At 70.8% G+C, this 16502-nt stretch carries 14 protein-coding genes; 3 read left to right on the top strand and 11 right to left on the bottom strand.

Translation table 11 applies throughout. From position 1 onward, the window contains the following. Positions 1 to 18: 18 nt before the first annotated feature. The 8 genes from AC3WPZ_RS05980 to AC3WPZ_RS05945 are packed head-to-tail and all read right to left on the bottom strand — an operon-like array spanning position 19 to position 9659. On the bottom strand, positions 19 to 1662 hold the full coding sequence (locus AC3WPZ_RS05980; protein WP_492438602.1) for an FAD-dependent oxidoreductase: 1644 nt from the start codon (positions 1660 to 1662) through the stop codon (positions 19 to 21). Then, on the bottom strand, positions 1659 to 2792 hold the full coding sequence (locus AC3WPZ_RS05975; protein ID WP_492438600.1) for an alpha-hydroxy acid oxidase: 1134 nt from the start codon (positions 2790 to 2792) through the stop codon (positions 1659 to 1661). The genes AC3WPZ_RS05980 and AC3WPZ_RS05975 overlap by 4 nt, the downstream gene beginning before the upstream one ends. A gap of 4 nt (positions 2793 to 2796) precedes the next feature. Then, positions 2797 to 3921: a mandelate racemase/muconate lactonizing enzyme family protein gene (locus tag AC3WPZ_RS05970; protein ID WP_492438598.1), complete on the bottom strand. Its 1125-nt coding sequence runs from the start codon at positions 3919 to 3921 to the stop codon at positions 2797 to 2799. 16 nt (positions 3922 to 3937) lie between these two features. Then, entirely contained in the window at positions 3938 to 4660 is a 723-nt protein-coding gene (locus AC3WPZ_RS05965) for an arylmalonate decarboxylase (RefSeq protein ID WP_492438596.1), read from the bottom strand. Then, entirely contained in the window at positions 4657 to 5637 is a 981-nt protein-coding gene (locus AC3WPZ_RS05960) for a Bug family tripartite tricarboxylate transporter substrate binding protein (protein ID WP_492438594.1), read from the bottom strand. The genes AC3WPZ_RS05965 and AC3WPZ_RS05960 overlap by 4 nt, the downstream gene beginning before the upstream one ends. Positions 5638 to 5662: 25 nt before the next feature. Further along, positions 5663 to 7252 carry a benzoylformate decarboxylase gene (mdlC, locus tag AC3WPZ_RS05955; protein WP_492438592.1) on the bottom strand — a complete coding sequence of 530 codons (1590 nt, stop codon included), beginning with the start codon at positions 7250 to 7252 and terminating at the stop codon, positions 5663 to 5665. Next, positions 7249 to 8694, bottom strand: coding sequence for an NAD-dependent succinate-semialdehyde dehydrogenase (locus AC3WPZ_RS05950; protein ID WP_382323171.1), 1446 nt, complete (start codon positions 8692 to 8694; stop codon positions 7249 to 7251). The genes mdlC and AC3WPZ_RS05950 overlap by 4 nt, the downstream gene beginning before the upstream one ends. 2 nt (positions 8695 to 8696) lie before the next feature. Further along, the gene (locus tag AC3WPZ_RS05945) at positions 8697 to 9659 is read right to left on the bottom strand and encodes a Bug family tripartite tricarboxylate transporter substrate binding protein (protein ID WP_382327463.1); all 963 of its coding nucleotides are present in this window, start codon (positions 9657 to 9659) and stop codon (positions 8697 to 8699) included. A 107-nt stretch (positions 9660 to 9766) separates the two neighbouring features. Between AC3WPZ_RS05945 and AC3WPZ_RS05940 the strand changes: the two genes are divergently transcribed. Then, complete coding sequence (locus tag AC3WPZ_RS05940) at positions 9767 to 10708, top strand: LysR family transcriptional regulator (protein ID WP_382323168.1); 942 nt, start codon at positions 9767 to 9769, stop codon at positions 10706 to 10708. Here AC3WPZ_RS05940 and AC3WPZ_RS05935 read toward each other — a convergent pair. Then, a complete protein-coding gene (locus tag AC3WPZ_RS05935; RefSeq protein ID WP_382325871.1) occupies positions 10705 to 11601 on the bottom strand; it encodes a LysR family transcriptional regulator in 897 nt (298 codons plus the stop codon). The two genes, AC3WPZ_RS05940 and AC3WPZ_RS05935, sit on opposite strands and share 4 nt — an antisense overlap. 95 nt (positions 11602 to 11696) lie before the next feature. Between AC3WPZ_RS05935 and AC3WPZ_RS05930 the strand changes: the two genes are divergently transcribed. Together AC3WPZ_RS05930 and AC3WPZ_RS05925 are read left to right on the top strand one after the other, a co-directional pair. Then, the gene (locus tag AC3WPZ_RS05930; RefSeq protein ID WP_444688538.1) at positions 11697 to 12692 is read left to right on the top strand and encodes a tripartite tricarboxylate transporter substrate binding protein; all 996 of its coding nucleotides are present in this window, start codon (positions 11697 to 11699) and stop codon (positions 12690 to 12692) included. 25 nt (positions 12693 to 12717) lie between these two features. Further along, positions 12718 to 14340: an FAD-dependent monooxygenase gene (locus tag AC3WPZ_RS05925; RefSeq protein ID WP_492438589.1), complete on the top strand. Its 1623-nt coding sequence runs from the start codon at positions 12718 to 12720 to the stop codon at positions 14338 to 14340. A 1-nt stretch (position 14341) separates the two neighbouring features. Here AC3WPZ_RS05925 and AC3WPZ_RS05920 read toward each other — a convergent pair whose 3' ends face one another. Both AC3WPZ_RS05920 and AC3WPZ_RS05915 read right to left on the bottom strand, forming a co-directional pair. After that, positions 14342 to 15970 carry a CocE/NonD family hydrolase gene (locus tag AC3WPZ_RS05920; RefSeq protein ID WP_492438587.1) on the bottom strand — a complete coding sequence of 543 codons (1629 nt, stop codon included), beginning with the start codon at positions 15968 to 15970 and terminating at the stop codon, positions 14342 to 14344. Beyond that, positions 15967 to 16476, bottom strand: coding sequence for a VOC family protein (locus AC3WPZ_RS05915; RefSeq protein ID WP_382162057.1), 510 nt, complete (start codon positions 16474 to 16476; stop codon positions 15967 to 15969). The genes AC3WPZ_RS05920 and AC3WPZ_RS05915 overlap by 4 nt, the downstream gene beginning before the upstream one ends. Between the last annotated feature and the right edge of the window lie 26 nt (positions 16477 to 16502).

Below are 16502 nucleotides of genomic sequence, written 5' to 3'. Positions count from 1 at the left end.
CGGCGGCCGCCCAGCGCCCTAGGCGCCGCGCACCCGATCGATCAGCGCCAGGGCATCGGCCGGCAGTTCATCCCCGCGCCAGGCCACATGCTGGTCCGGCCGCGACAGCACCCACCGGTGGCGGTACAGGCCCGTGGCCTCGGCCGGGCTCAGGTCCACCAGGCGCAGCGGCAGGCCGCGCTGCTTCGCGGCGTCCAGCAAAGGGCTCGCATCGGCCTGCGGGTCCCGGCGCAAGAGCGCGAAGCCATCGCCCATCGCGTCGTAGAGCGAGCGCCCGCCGCCCAGCCACACGTGCGGCGTGCGGCAGCCCGGCACGGTGGACGGCGTGAAGGTGTCCATGGTGTAGCCGGGCGGGCTTTCGCCGTCGGGGACGATCAGGGGCGAGGCGTCGTAGAAGTAGCCGAAGTTCAGGCCCGCGCAGCAGTACTGCTTCACGTTGAGGTCGTACAGGGTCTTGCCGGCGGCGGCGCGCAAGGCTTCACCGGCCGGGCCTTCGGCCTCCAGCTCGGGCGGCACACTCTCGCGTTCCTTCTGCAGCGCGATGGAATGGTTCATCGCGAAGCGCGACACCTGCTCGGTGATGGGCAGGCGCTCGGATTCGTAGGCATCGAGCGCGCGCGGCCCGGCCCAGCCCTGCAGGTGGCCCGCGAGCAGCCACGAGAGGTTCATGGCATCGGCGATGCCCGCGTTCATGCCGTAGCCGGCCATGGGCACCCAGAGGTGCGCGGCGTCGCCGCAGATGAAGATCCGCCGCTCGCGCAGCTTGTCGGCCACGAGGCGGCGGCCGATCCAGTCTTCCTTGGAGATCACCTCGTACTCGAAGTCGGCCCCCACGCCGAGGATGGTGCGGATCGAGGCGTCGCGGTCCACCGACTCGAAGTCGGTCTCGCCGGGGCGCAGGTAGTTGTGCAGCACGAATTTCTCGATGCCGTCGATGGCGTACACGTTGCCGCTGCGGCGCGGGTTGTACGAGAAGGTGGCCCAGGCCGGCGGGTGCTGAGCGCGCCGCAGCAGGTCGGGCGCGCGCAGGAAGGTGGACTGCACGCGCTGCACCACCTCCACGCCGTGCAGCGCGGCACCGATCTTCTTGCGCACCAGGGAGCGCCCGCCGTCGCAGCCGATGAGGTGGTCGGCGCGCAGCGTCACCGTGGCGCCGCTGCCGAGGTCCACGGCCTGGGCGCTCACGCCCATGTCGTCCTGCGCGAGGTCCTCGATGCGGGTGTGCGTGAGGATGCGCAGGCCGGGCGTGGCCAGCGCGTGCTCGAACAGCACCGGCTCCAGGTAGATCTGGTTGATGCGGTGCGGCGGCTCGGGCGTGGGCCAGCCGGTGTCCGGGCCTTGCGTGGCGGTGTAGCGGTCGCGCCGCGAGGGGATGGGGATGCGCGAGAGTTCGTCGCCGGTGAAGGTGGTGCGGTAGGCCACGTCGGCGGGGTGGTCGGCCGGCAGGCCGGTGTCGCGCAAGGCCTTGGCCACGCCGAGGCGGCGGAAGATCTCCATGGAGCGCGCCGAGACGTGGTTGCACTTGGCCTCGGGCCGTTCGCCGCGCGGGCGCTGCTCCACCAGCAGCACGTCGATGCCGCGTTGCGCGAGGTCGATGGCGAGCGTGAGGCCGACCGGGCCGCCGCCCACGATCAGGACCTGGGCGGAATGGGTGTTCGTCATGGGGCTCGAAGGTGGGAAGGCCGCAGTTCGTCGATGCGGGTGCAGCCCAGCAGGGCCAGGCTGGTCTGGATCTCGCTCTGCAGGATGCCGATCGCCTGCTCGACCCCGGCCTGCCCGCCGACGGTGGCGGCGTAGAGCATGGGCCGGCCCACGAAGACCAGGCGCGCGCCGAGCGCGAGGGCCTTGAGCGCGTCGGTGCCGCGCCGGATGCCACCGTCCAGGCACACCGGCAGCTCGCCCGCCGCGTCCAGCACCTCGGGCAGCACGTCCAGCGGCGCGGCCGCGCCGTCGAGCTGGCGCCCGCCGTGGTTGGAGACGATGAGGCCGTCCACACCGGCCTCGCGGGCCAGGCGCGCGTCGTCGGCGCTGAGCACGCCCTTGATGAGCAGCGCCCCGCCCCACTGGCGGCGGATGAAGGCCACGTGCGCCCAGGTGAAGCGGTCGCGGTCCGAGCGCGCGGCGGCCGTGGGGGTGGCGATGATGGGTCGGCCTGTGGCCTCGCCACCGAAGTTGGGCAGGCGGGGAATGCCGTCGGCCAGCAGGGTGCGCGCGAAAGTGCCGCACAGCCAGCGCGGGTGCAGCACGCCGTCCACGGCGAGCGAGAGGCGCGGCTTGAGCGGGATGGTGAAGCCCAGGCGCCGGTCGCGGTTGGAGGCGATGGGCACGTCCACGGTGACCACGAGCACGCCCACCTGGGCGCTGCGCAACCGCGCGAGCAAGGCGGTGATGCGCGCTTCGTCGCCGGGAATGTAGCCCTGGTACCAGCTGCCCGGCGCGGCTTGCATCACCTGTTCCAGCGGCACGCTGGAGGCGGCGCTGAGCACGAAGGGGATGCCGCCGGCGCGCGCGCCCTGCGCGAGCGCGAGGTCCGCGCGGTGCGCGAACAGCGCGCAGCCGCCCATGGGCGCGATGCCGAAGGGCGAGGCGTAGGGGGTGCCGAACAGCGTGGTGTCCTGCTTCACCGAGGCCACGTCCACCAGCGTGCGCGGCACGAAGGACCAGCGTTCGAACGAGCGCTCGTTGGCCAGCACCGAGGCGCCGCGCTCCGAGCCGTTGGCCGCGAAGCCGTAGAGCGCGCGCGGCAGGCGCGAGCGCGCGGCGGCGTCGAAGTCGTCGAGGTTGAGGACCACGGGGTCAGGCCCGCAGCGCCTGCACGGCGCCGGGGATCAGGTCGAAGCCCAGGCCCGGCGCTTCCGACATGCTGATGCGGCCACCCACGGGCTCGGGGAAGCCCTGGTAGAGGCGCTTCATCATGGCCACCACCGGCAGGTGCCACTCGACCTTGGTGCCGTTGCCCACGCCGGCCTGCAGGTGCATGTTGTGCAGCGGGTAGGCGCCGCCGCTGGTGATGGACACGTTGAAGGCGTTGGCCAGCGCGGCGATGCGCACGCACTGCGTGAAGCCGCCGGTGATGACCACGTTGGGCTGCACGAAGTCCACGCTGCGCGCCATCAGCCAGTCGCGGAAGCGGTAGGCCAGGCCTTCGTTCTGGCCGCAGGTCAGCGGCATGCCGGTGCGCGCGCGCAGGTCGGCCATGGCCAGCACGTCGTTCTGCGTGATCGGTTCTTCGAAGAAGCCGAGGTTGCAGTCGGCGGTCAGGCGGATCAGGCGCTCGGCGTGGTACGCGTCCAGGCCGCAGTTGGCGTCGATGTAGAGCGAGACCTCGTCGCCCGCGGCCTCGCGCACCGCGTGCACGCGCTTGGCGTCCTCCTTGATGACCGACATGAGGCTGCGGCTCTCGCGGCGCGGCAGCGCGCGAAAGCCCACCACCATCTTCAGGTGCTCCACGCCTTCGGTGGCCAGGGACTTGACCGCGCCGCGCAGGCCGTCGATGTCGAGGAACTCGAAACCGAAGGTGGCGTAGATGTCGAGCTCCTTGCGCGCCGCGCCGAGCAGGCGCCAGATCGGCTGCTTGAGCGCCTTGCCCTTGATGTCCCACAGCGCCACGTCGATGGCGGCGATGGCGTGCTGCGCGTAGCCGGTCTGGCCGCGCGAGGCGGTGAGCCAGTACATCTGCTCCCAGCGCGCCTCGTGCGCCAGCGGGTCGGTGCCGATGAGGGCCGGCGCGAGCACGTGGGTGATGATGGACTCGGCCACCTTCTCCTGCGTGATCGCGGTCAGGCCGTGGCCGATCAGGCCTTCGTCGGTCTCGACCTCGACGACGCAGCAGCCGAGCGCCTCCTGGTGCTGGCCGCCGCCGGGCACGTCGAGCGTGAAGGGGATGTGGAGCGCGGTGGCGGTGATGCGGATGATTTTCATGGGCGAAGGGTGGAGTTCAGGCCAGGGTGAACAGGCGGCCGCCGGCGGTGCGGCTGCGTGGGTCTTCGCCCGCCGCGCGCACCACGTCCCGGAAACCGCTGGGCGAGCTGCCGATGGCGGGAAGGCCGAGCTGCTCTTCCAGCACGGCGATGGCGTCGAGCGTGAGCAGGCCGCCGCAGGACATGAAGATGCCTTGCGCGCCAGGCGCCTGGGCGTGCACCTTTCGGCTCAGCGCGACCAGGCGTTCGGTGGAGACCTCGGCCGCGCCGCCCACCGGCTCGATGCCCAGGCCTTCGATGGCGGTGACCTCGAAGCCCAGGGCGCCGAGGTAAACAACCAGGCGCTGATTGAGCTCGTCGATGTACGAGGTGGCCACCGCCACGCGCTGCACACCCAGGGCCTGCAGCGCCGAGACGACGGCGTGGCTCATGGTGGTGCAGGGCACGCCCGTGGCCTGCTGCATGGCGTCGCGCAGCTGGTCGGTGAAGGCCGGGCCCTGGTAGAAGCTGAGCGAGGTGCCCATGAGCGAGATCGCCTGCGCGCCGTCCGCTCGCAGGGCGCGGGCGTGATCGACGATCTGGTTCACCACGGGCGCGAAGCCCCGGGGCGACACACCGTCGATGCCCAGGCCGCGCGCGATGAAGTCGAAGCGCTCGCCGTACAGCAGGGGCGCATCGGGCGGCACGCGCCCGTGGGCCGGCGGCACGATCAGGCCGATGCGGGGACGCGGCGCGCTCATTCGGCCGAGATGCCCTGGGCCTTGATGACCCGGCCCCACTCCGCGTACTCGCGCTTCACGTCGGCCGCCAGCGGGCCCGGCGCCAGGTAGGCGGTGGTGACGCCTTGCGCGGCGGCGGCGCTGGCCGCTTCGGGCGTGGCCAGCAGCTCACCCACGGCCGCGCTCAGGCGGTCGATGACGGCCTGCGGCGTGCCGGCCGGCGCCAGCAGCATCTGGCGGGGCGCGACGTGAAACCCCGGCACCACCTCGGCCAGGGTGCCGATGTCGTCCGCGCCGGCCAGGCGGGTCGAGCTGAACATGGCGATGGCCTTCACGCGCCCGCTGCGCACCTGCGGCACGCCGGCCGCGGCGCTCACCACGCCGAACTGCAACTGGCCATTGATCACGTCGGTGACGAGCTGCGACGCGCCGCGGTAGGGGATGTGCAGCAGGTGCGTCTTGGTGCGCGACTTGAACAGCTCCACGCCCAGGTGGTGCACGGTGCCGATGCCCGAGGTGCCGTAGGTGAAGCGGCCCGGGTTGGCCTTGACCAGCGCGAGGAACTCGGCCGGGTTGCTGGCCTTCACGTCGTTGTTGGCCACCAGCAGCAGGCGCGACTGGAACAGGCCGGCCACGGGAACGAGCGATTTGATCGGGTCCAGCGAGGAGGTCTGGTTCTGCAGCTGCGGTGCGATGAGCAGCGCGCTTTCGCCGTGCAGCAGCGTGTAGCCATCGGCCGGCGCCTTGGCTACCGTGTCGGCCGCCAGCAGACCGGCCGAGCCGGCGCGGTTCTCCACGATGACGGACTGGCCCAGCGCGGTGGTGAGGCGCTGCGCGACGATGCGCGCCATGGTGTCCACCGCGCCACCGGCGGCGTAGCCGACGAAGATGCGGACCGGCCGGTTGGGGTAGGGGCCGGCCTGGGCGAAGGCCAGGGGCGCGGCGCCGGCGGCGAGGGCCGCGCCCACGAAGCTTCGTCGGCGGAGGTTGGGGTTCATCGTCTTGTCTCCTGGTGGTGGTTGTTCAGGCGACCCGCACTTCCACGAGCGAGGGGCCTCTCGAGGCGAGGGACGCTTTCAAGGCCGCGTGCAACTGGCCGGGGTCTTCCACGCGTTCGCCGGGCACGCCATGCCCTTGCGCCAGCGCGACGAAGTCGATGCCCGGCAGGTCGGTGCCCGGCAGCACGGCGCCGGCCGGGAAACCGAGCACGCCGCCGAAGCGCTTCATCGCGCCGTAGCGGCGGTTGTTGACCACGACGAAGCTGATGTTCAGGCCGAGCTGCGCGGCGGTCCACAGCGTCTGGATCGAGTACATGCTGGAGCCGTCGCCGATGATGGCGATCACGCGGCGCTCGCGCCAGGCCAGGGCGATGCCGGCGGCGGCCGGCATGCTGTGGCCCAGGCCACCGCTGGCCATGGTGAAGAAGGAGCGCGGCTTCAGGATGGGCAGGTGCTGGTGCATCACCACGCGGGCGGTGGGCGCCTCTTCCACGATCACGTCGTCGGGCGAGCGCAGTTCCGCGATGGTCTGCAGCAGGAAGGCCACCTGGATCGGCGCGCCCGGTTCGGCGCGGGCTTCGCGCACCCAGGCCGGCGGCGGGGTGCGCGCGCGCTGCGGTTGCGCGCCCTGCAGGGCCTGCAGCGCCAGCGCCACGTCGCCCACCACCGAGGTGCCCACCGGCGAGCGCGCGGCGGCATCGGGGTCTTCGGTGAGCTGCCACAGCGTGGCGCCGTCGGGCAGGTGCGGGCCGTCGCCTTCCACGTGGTAGGTGAACACCGGCGCGCCGATCACCACGATCAGGTCGTGGCCGGCCAGTTTCTGCACGATCTGCGCCTTGACCGCGGGCAGGAAACCGTGGAACAGCGCATGGTCCTCGGGGAAGCCCGCGCGCGCCGACATGGGCGCGTTGAACACCTTGGCGCCGTGGCGCTCGGCCAGGGCGACGATGCCGTCCCAGGCCCCGGTGCGGTCCACTTCCGCGCCGGCCACGAACACCGGCCGCTCGCAGGCCGCGAGCGCCTGCGCCAGCGCGGCGATGGCCTGCGGTTCGGGCGCCGTGCGCCGGCTCATGGCACGCTGCACCACCGGCTCGGCGGGCTGGTCCCAGTCGTCCGAGGGCACGGAGACCAGCACCGGGCCGCAAGGCGCCTGCAGCGCGCGGCGGCAGGCGGTGGCGATGGCCTGGGGCACGTCCTGCGCGCGCGCCGGTTCGATGCTCCATTTCACGTACGGCTGCGGCAGCTCGGTGGCGCGCTCCGAGGCCAGGTAGGCGTCCAGCGGCTGGATCGAGCGCGACTGCTGGCCCGCGATGACCACCAGCGGCGTGCGGTTCTTGAACGCCGTGTAGAGGTTGCCCATGCCGTGGCCCACGCCGGCGGCCGAGTGCAGGTTGACGAAGCCGACCTTGCCGGTGGCCTGGGCATACCCGTCGGCCATGCCCACGCACACGGCTTCCTGCAGGCCCAGCACGTACTGGATGTCGCTGGGGAAGTCGCGGAACATGGGCAGCTCGGTGGAGCCCGGGTTGCCGAAGATGGTGTCCACGCCGAACTGGCGCAGCACGTCGTACACGCCGTCGCGCACGGTGAAAGGGGTCGGGGAAACGGGGCTCATGCGGAATAGCTGCGGTTGACGAACTTGGTGTGGAGGTAACTGTCGAGGCCCTCTTCGCCGCTCTCGTAGCCGTAGCCGCTGTCGCGCACGCCGCCGAACGGCGCCTCGGCGACGGTGACGACGGTGCTGTTGATGGCGACGCTGCCCACCTCCAGGTCGGCGATCATCTGGCGTTGCAGGCGCGCGGAGTCGGTGAACACGTAGGAGCCCAGGCCGTAGCGCGTGGCGTTGGCCAGCTCGATGGCCTGCGCGGGCGTGTCGAAGGCGCGGATCAGCGCGACCGGGCCGAAGGGCTCCTCGCGCATGGCCTTGGCATCGGGGTTCACGTCGGCGAACACGGTGGGCTGGTGGAAGTAGCCCTGCTCGCCCACGCGCTCGCCGCCGGCCACCAGCGTGCCTTCGGTGCGTGTCGCATCGACGAGCTCGCGGATCGCGCCCAGGCGCCGGCCGTTGGCCAGCGGCCCCATGTCGGTGCCCTCGGCCAGGCCGTCGCCCACGCGCAGTTGCGAAGCGGCGGCCGCGAAGGTGTCGACGAAGCGCGCGTAGGCGCCGCGCTGCACGAAGAAGCGCGTGGGCGCGTGGCAGAGCTGGCCGGCGTTGCGGAACTTGGCCGCGACCAGCTGGCGCGCCACGGCGTCCACGTCGGCGTCATCGAACACGATCACCGGCGAGTGGCCGCCGAGTTCCAGCGTGAGGCGCTTGAGGCCGGGCGCGGCCAGGCGGGCCAGGCCCTGCCCCACCGCCACCGAGCCGGTGAAGGACACCTTGCGGATCACGTCCGACGCGATGAGGTGCGAGGACACGAAGGCCGGCACGCCGAAGACGAGGTTGATGACGCCATCGGGCGCGCCGGCTTCGATGAAACACTCGACCATCTTCGCGACCGAGGCCGGGGTTTCCTCGGGCGGCTTGAGGATGCAGGAGCAGCCCGCCGCGAGCGCGCCGCCGAGCTTGCGCGCGGCGAGGATCACGGGCACGTTCCAGGGCGACATCAGCAGGCAGGGGCCCACCGGCTCTTTGCGCACCTCGTAGTCGGCGCCCGGCTGCGGCGCTGGCAGGATGCGGCCGTAGACGCGCTTGGCCTGCTCGGCGTACCACTGCACCATGTCGGCCGCCACATCGACTTCCATGCGCGCCTGGGCCAGGGGCTTGCCCTGCTCCAGCGTGAGCAGGCGCGCGATGGCCTCGCGCTGCGCGCGCAGGTTCTGCACGCCCTGCAGCAGCACGCGCTGGCGCGCCGCCGCGGGCGTGGCGCGCCAGACCTTGAAGCCCTGGGCCACCGCCGCGAGCGCGTCGTCGAGGTCGCGCGCCGAGGCGTGCGTCAGCTCGTCGAGCACGGCTTCGGTGGCGGGGTTGATCACCGGGCTGCGGGTCTCGGCGCTGCCCGCGCGCCACTGCCCGCCGATGAACAGGCGCGGCGCGCGGTAGGTGATCTCGCTCATGCTCACTGATCGGCCTTGATGTTGTTCTTGCGCGCGACCTCGGTCCAGGTGGGGATCTCCTGCGCGATCTGGCGGGTGAAGGCTTCCGAGGTGCTGGAGGCCGGCGTCAGGCCCAGCTGGGCCATGCTCTTGAGCGTCTCCGGGTGCTGCACCGCCTTGGCCACTTCACGCTCCAGCAGCTTCACGATGGGCGCGGGCGTGCCGGCGGGCGCGAACAGGCCGATCCAGAACTGGATGCTCAGGTCGATGCCCTGCTCCTTGAGCGTGGGGATGTCGGGGAAGGACGGGTTGCGCACGTCGGAGGACACGGCCAGGCCCCGCACCAGCTTGCCGTTGATGGCGCCGGCCGCCGGGCCGGGGTCGAGCATGCTGAAGGTGGTCTCGCCGCCGGCCACGGACTTCATCGAGTCGCCGCTGCCCTTGTAGGGCACGTGCTGCGACTGGATGCCGGTGCGCTCCTTCAGCAGCTCGGTGGCGAGCTGGAAGGTGGAGGCGCTGGAGGCGTAGTTGGAGAGCTGCGGGTTCTCCTTGGTGTACTTCACCAGGTCGGGCATGGACTTGAACGGCGAGTCCGCCTTGACCGAGACGATCAGCGGGAAGGTCGCGATCGTGGAGATCGGGATGAAGTCCTTCTGCGGCGAGTACGGCAGGTTGGCATAGGTGGCGGCGTTGATCACCAGCGGGCCGCTGGCGCCGATCATCAGCGTGTAGCCGTCGGGTGCGGCCTGCTTGGTCACCACCGCGCCCACGATGGCGCCGGTGCTGGGGCGGTTCTCCACCACCACCGGCTGGCCCAGGCTGTCGCCCAGGCGCTTGGCGACGATGCGCGCGAGGATGTCGTTGGAGCCGCCGGGCGAGTAGCCCACGACGAACTTGATGGGCTTGGACGGGTAGGTGTCCTGGGCCTGCACCGCCATGGCAATGGCGGACAGCGCGACGCAGGCCAGAAGGCTTCGGCGAATCATGGTCTTGTCTCCTGTTCTTGAAGGTGTCGAGTATTGGCCCGATGCCATGCCTCGTAAAATGGTGAATTGCTCTCATCCATAACTTTTTGAACATAGCAGGACGGCCCATGGACTGGACGAATCGACTGCGCCTGCGGCACCTGCAGATCCTGGTCAGCCTGGCGGAGACGCAGAACATCAGCCACTCCGCCGAGCGGCTGCACATGACGCAGCCCGCGCTCTCGAAATGGCTCAAGGAGCTGGAGGCCGACATTGGGCTGACGCTGTTCGAACGCCACGCGCGCGGGCTTCGCCCCACCGCCCACGGCCAGATCCTGCGCGAGTTCGCGGTGCACATCGGCAACGAGCTCGACCGCGCGCGGGAAGAGATGGCCGCGCTGCGCGACGGCGGCAGCGGCCGCGCGGTGATCGGCGCCTCGGGCGCCACCATCGCGGGCGTGGTGCCGCAGGCGGTGCTGTCGCTGCTGGCCCGCATGCCCAACGCGAGCGTGGAGCTGGTCGAGGCGCCGATGGACCGGCTGTTCCAGCAGCTCACGCAGCGCGAGATCGACATCGCGGTGGGCCGGCCGGCGGCCAAGTACCACGACCCGGGCATCGCCTCGGAGGTGCTCTACGAGGAGCGGCTGCATTTCGCGGTGCGGCCGGACCACCCGCTGGCGCAGCGCAAGTCCCTGCAGTGGTCGCACCTGCTGGCCCAGCGCTGGGTGGTCTGGACGCGCGACATCCCCGCGCGCGACCTGCTCGAATCGGCGCTCTCGGCCGCCGGCCGCACGATCCCGGGCGCGAGCGTGCAGTCGAACTCCCTGCTCGCCACCATCGCGCTGGTGGCGGAAAGCGACATGGTGGCCGTGGTCTCCGAGCGCGCCATCGAGCTGCCCGAGCGCTGGAAGATGCTCAAGCGCCTGCCGCTGTTGCTGGAGACGCCCAGCGCCATGACCATGTACTGGCGCAAGGACGCGCTCGGCTTCGCGGCGGTGGACGGCCTGCTGGACGCGCTGCGCGAGGTGGCGCGGCAACCGGCGCGCACCGTGCGCCCTCGCAAAGCCTAACCGGGCAGGCGCGAGGCCGCCTTCTTCACGGCAGACGCGAAGGCCGTGGCCGCCAGCTTGGGCTGCGTGCCGCGCAGCGACACCACGTGCAGCTCGATGTGCACCGTGGGGTTGCTGAGCATGGACACCTTGAGCCCCTGGCGCAGGCAGTCCTCCAGCGCGAAGGACGGCACGATGGCGTGGCCTCGGCCGGCGCGCACCATCGCGATCAGCGTGCCGATCAGGTTCATGCGCGGCCGCTCCTCGTGCGCGCGCCCGATGCGCGCGAGGTGTTTTTCGATCACGGCCTGGATCGGGTTGTCGACCGGCAGGCTGATGAGCGGCAGCTCCGCCAGGCTGCTCCAGGTCTGGCTGGGCCCCAGGCCGCCCGCGCCCTTGCCCGGCGGGCTGATGCGCATCAGCCGGAACTTGCACAGCGGCTGGCGCTGCAGGCCCACGGCGGGCTTGATGAAGAAGCCCAGGCCGATGTCGGCCTCACCCTCCAGGATGCGCTGGCGCACCACGCTCACGTCCACGTCCGCCAGGTGGATCTGCACCTGGGGGTGGCTCTGGTTGAAGGCGCTGATCACCTCCGGCAACAGGCTGGCCGAGACCATGGGCGTGGCCGCCACATCGATGCGCGAGCGCACGGCCGCCTCGGTGCCGCCGATCACGTCGTCGATGGCGCGCAGCTCGGCCACGATGCGCTCGGCCACCGGCTGCAGGCGGCGCCCTGCGTCGGTGAGCGTGACGGAGCGCGTGGTGCGGTCGAACAGGCGCGCGCCCACCTGGTCTTCGAGTTCCTTGACCAGCATGCTCATGCCCGAGGGCGACAGGTGCACCTGTTCGGCCGCCTTGGCGAAGCTGCGCAGGCGCGCCACCTCCAGAAAGGCCTGGAGCTGCCGGCTGCCCACATTGATCAATTTTCTTGAAGAGTTGTTCAAAATCTTCCGTTTGATGAATGTCAAAGGTGTTGCTGTAATTCTCCCTCATCAATGGAGACTGCACCATGAAAACCCCTCCCGCCATCCTTCCCCCCTCCCCGCTGCGCCGAAGCCTCGTGCTCGGTGGCCTGGCCACGGTGGCCGCGCCTTTCGTGCGGGCCCAGGGCCCGGCCAACGGACCGGTGCGCCTGGTGGTGCCGTTCACCCCCGGCACCGGCATCGACCTGATCGCGCGCCAGATCGCGCCCCAGCTGGCCGAGCGCCTGAAACGGCCCTTCTTCGTCGAGAACAAGGCCGGCGCCTCCGGCAACATCGGCACCCAGGAAGTCGTGCGCGCCACGCCGGACGGCAGCACGCTGCTGGTGAGCGTCAACACGCTGGTGATGAACGCCGCGCTGTACCCGAACGCGGGCTTCAACCCGGTCAAGGACCTCGCGGCCGTCTCGCTCACGAGCTGGGGCCAGCTGCTGCTGGTGACCCACCCCAACACCAAGATCGATTCGCTCAAGGGCCTGCTGGAGCGCGCCCGCGCGCGCCCCGGCGCCCTCAACTACGGCTCGCCCGGTGCCGGCACGCCGCACCACCTGGCGATGGAGCTGCTGAAGAACCGCGCCAAGATTTCCATCACGCACATCGGCTACCGGGGCACGGCGCCGGCCGTGACGGACCTGCTGGGCGGGCAGATCGAACTGATGTTCCTGCCGATCCACGTGGCGCTGCAGCACATCAAGGCGGGCAAGCTCAAGGCGCTGGCCATCAGCTCGAGCCAGGCGAACCCGCTGCTGCCCGACGTGCCGCCGCTCAGCAGCCTGAACCTGGGCAACCTGAACGTGGACATGTGGTACGGCGTGCTGGCGCCCGCGGCCACGCCGCGCGCGCTGATCGACCAGCTGAACAAGGAGCTGCGCGACATCCTGGCGCAGCCCGCGATCGCGACCGCGTTCGAGACCCAGGGCATGACGCCCGCCCACTCCACCCCGGAGGCGTTCCAGCAGCTGATGACCACCGACGCCCAGCGCTGGGCCAGCCTGATCAAGGCCCAGGGCATCACCGCCGAGTAAGAGAGAACAGAGAGAAGAGCCACACATGAGCAAACACAGCAACAAGGCCGACAGCACGTTCGACACCGAGGTGGTCATCGTCGGTGGCGGCCCGGTGGGCACGGGCCTGGCGATCGAGCTGGGCCAGCGCGGCGTGCGCTGCGTGGTGGTGGAGCGCTACCCGCATCCGCAGCCGATCCCCAAGGGCCAGAACCTGACCCAGCGCACCATGGAGCACTTCCACGCCTGGGGCGCGGAGCCGGCGCTGCGCGCCGCGCGCACCATTCCGCCGGAGTACGGCATCGGCGGCCTGACGGCCTACGGCACCCTGCTGGGGCCGCACTACGACTGGCTGCAGCGCGACCTGGTCAAGCCCTATTACTTCACCGGCAACGAGCGGCTGCCGCAGTACGCCACCGAGGCCGTGCTGCGCCGCCGCGTGGCCGAGCTGCCCAGCGTGCACACCCTGTACGGCTGGGAGGCCGAGGACGTGCAGCAGGACGCCGACGGCGTGACGGTGAGCGTGGTAGAGCGCGGCGGCTCGGGCCGCCGGCAGCTGCGCGCGGCCTATGCCGTGGGCTGCGACGGCGCGCGCTCGGTGATCCGCGACAAGGCCGGCATGACCCAGACCCGCACCGACCACGACCGCATGATGGTGCTGCTGGTGTTCAAGTCCGAAGGGCTGCACGAGCTGCTCAAGCGCTACCCCGGCAAGTCCTACTACAACGTGCTGCAGCCGGGCCTCAAGGGGTATTGGAAATTCTTCGGCCGGGTGGACCTGGGCAGCACCTGGTTCTTCCACGCGCCGGTGCCCCCGGGCACCACCAAGGACAACTTCGACTTCGCGGCCTACCTGCACGAAGCCGTGGGTGCGCCGTTCGAGGTCGAGTTCGAGCACATCGGTTTCTGGGACCTGCGCTTCATGCTGGCCGACACCTACCGCCAGGGCCGCGTCTTCATCGCGGGCGACGCCGCCCACAGCCACCCGCCTTACGGGGGTTATGGCGTGAACTCCGGCCTGGAGGACGCGCGCAACCTGGGCTGGAAGCTGGCGTCCACGCTGCAGGGCTGGGGCGGCGGGGAGCTGCTGGACTCCTACGACGCGGAACGCCGCCCGGTGTTCGGCTCCACGATCCGCGACTTCATCGCCAAGTCGATCGACACCGACCGCGAGTTCCTGGAGACGCACGACCCAGCCGTCGACCAGGCGCGGTTCGACGCCGCCTGGCAGGCGCGCGCGAAAGGCGCGGTGGGCGAGGTGCACGCCTTCGAGCCGAACTACGAAGGCTCGCCCGTGGTGCAGCCCAACGGCAGCGGACAAGGCCCGAGCTCGGTGGGCTCGCACCAGTTCGTCGCGCGGGCCGGCCACCACATCGCGCCGGCGGTCCTGTCCTCCGGGCGCAACGTGTACGAGGCCTTCGGGCCGGGCTACACCCTGATCGCGCTGGGCGCCAGCGCCGCTGAAGCGCAGGCGTTCCGCGATGCCGCGGCCGCCCTGACGCTGCCGCTGAACGTGGTGGAAGACACCCGGACCGGCGAGGCCGCGCGCTACGAGGCCCGCCTGGTGCTGGTGCGGCCCGACAGCTTCGTCGCCTGGACCTCGGACACGCCCGGGGCGGTGGATGCGGCGCAGGCGCGCGCGGTGCTGGCGATGGCGCGCGGCGGCTGAATCAGGGGCTGCTGGCCGCCCGCTGCGGCAGCAGCAGCCGCGACGGGTGCAGCCGGTCGTGGTGGTAGGTGTCGGTGCCGACCTTCTGTCCATACCAGTGCGTCATCGGCTGGTCGATCATCGTGGAGTCGTTGTTCGTGATCTCCAGCCGCAGGCGCTCGCCGGGCTGCACGACGAAGCCCATGGGCATGAGTTCGATGCGCAGCTCCACCACCTGGCCCGGCGCCACGGGCTCGACCTGGTCGTGGGTGTGGAAGGGGCGCAGCTCCTGCGTCAGCGCCGGGTCCTCGCGCCGGTGCGAGGCGCGCAGCCAGCCCTGGCTCATCTTGCGGGCGGGCCCGGGGCGGCCCGGCGCGGGCAGCAGGCTCAGCTTGACGAAGACGTCGAAGTCGGTCTGGTCGGACGAGGCGTGCAACACCAGGGTGCCCTGGCCGGTGAACTCGTTTTCCTTCTCGAACGGCACCGTGGTGAAGGTGTTGACGCGGGCCACGTGGTCGGGCGCGCCATTGACGAAGGTGGTCACCCCGGCCACCCACTGTTCGTCGGGGTAGGTCCATGCGGTGGTGGCGGTGGCCTCGGCCGGCACGGCATCCGTCAGCGAGCCGTCGTTGAGCGAGTTCACCACGCCGCTGCGCGCGCCGCTGAGGTAGAAAGCGCGCGGCGCCGCGTCGGCCGGTGGCCAGGCGTCGGTGCTCGCATAGCGCCCGCGCCCGTTGACGAAGTAACGCACCGCCGCCTGGTCCATGACGCCGTTGTCCACACCCTTGAGGTGGTGGTCGTACCAGGGCAGCAGCTCCTCGCGGTGCAGGGCCTCTTCGGCGAAATAGTGCTGTGCCTTGTGGAAGGTGTCGGGCTCGGTGATGAGCAGGCGGCGCGGGCCGCGCACACCGTTGAAGCCGTTGACGTTGCCGCGCAGGTGCAGCGAGGCCTTGCCCCAGACGCCGATGGAGAACACCGGGATGTCGATGTTCCCGAGCTCCCAGAAGGCGGCGCGGCGGCGGTGCCACCCATCGTCCAGCGTGTGCGACAACACGTCGGGCAGCACCTCGTGGCGCGCGCCACCGCGCACGTCGTGCCCTTCGGCGGTGTGCTGCAGCAGCACCGAACCGATCAGCCACGAACCCAGGAAGCCCTGGATGGGCACACCCCCGTGGTACAGGAAGTCGCGGTAGGGGTCGCACGAGCCGTCGTACGGCACGATGGTGGTGAGGTGCGGCGGGCGCGTGCGCGCGGCGTTCCACTGGCTCATGGCGTAGTAGGACTGGCCGATCATGCCGATGCGGCCACTGGACCAGGGCTGGGTGGCGATGTGTTCGATCGCGTCGTGCGTGGCCTCGCCTTCGGCCTTGGACCACGGGTCCCAGATGCCTTCGGACACGCCCGAGCCCGGCAGGTCCAGGATGACGTAGGCGTAGCCGTGGTCCAGGTACAGCTGGATGGGGCCGTATTCGATGAAGGGGAACACGCCCATGGCGGGCAGGCGGCGCAGGGACTTCTGGTACGGCGAAGCGGCCAGCAGCGTGGGAAACGCGCCCTGCCCGCCGGGCGGCAGGTAGACGTCAGCGCGCAGCAGCAGGCCGTCGCGGGTGCGGAACTGGATCTCGAACGGGGTGACGTTCACGGTGGTCATGCGCGGGTTTCCTCAGAGGGGGTCATGTCGAAGCGGTCGCCGAAATCGAAGTAGTCGTCGTGCACGAAGCCATTCTCGTAGTACTGGATCTCCCACCAGTTGTGGTCGAGGTCTTCGAAGTAGAACGAGTACACGCCGTGCATGTCCTGGATGGGGAGCACCTGGCGGATGCCGTAGGTGTCCTTGAACCGCAGCGCCAGCGCGTGCGCGTGGTCCACCTCGTCGCGCGAGGCGACGTCCAGCCCCCAGTGGTTGAGCACGTTGCAGGGGTGGATCTGGTCGCCCACCTCCACGCACACCACATGGAAGCGCATGCCCAGGCGGATCGACATCGCGGGCTTGGCGTGGCGCGCGCATTCGAGCCCCAGGAACTCTTCGTAGAAGCGGCGCGAGGCCGCGAGGTTGAAGCACTCCAGCGTGCCGTGGCTCAGGCACAAAGGCTTGAGCACGGAGTGGCGCGCGGGCGGTTCGACGCGGCAGTTGTCGGGGACGAATCCAGCGATCATGGCGATGGGTCTCTCTCTCGGTTGAA

This window comes from Hydrogenophaga sp. FW305-3-2-15-A-LB1, assembly GCF_058787875.1.
The sequence above is the reverse complement of the archived record's forward strand: the minus strand, read 5'-3'. Positions and strand labels throughout refer to the sequence as shown.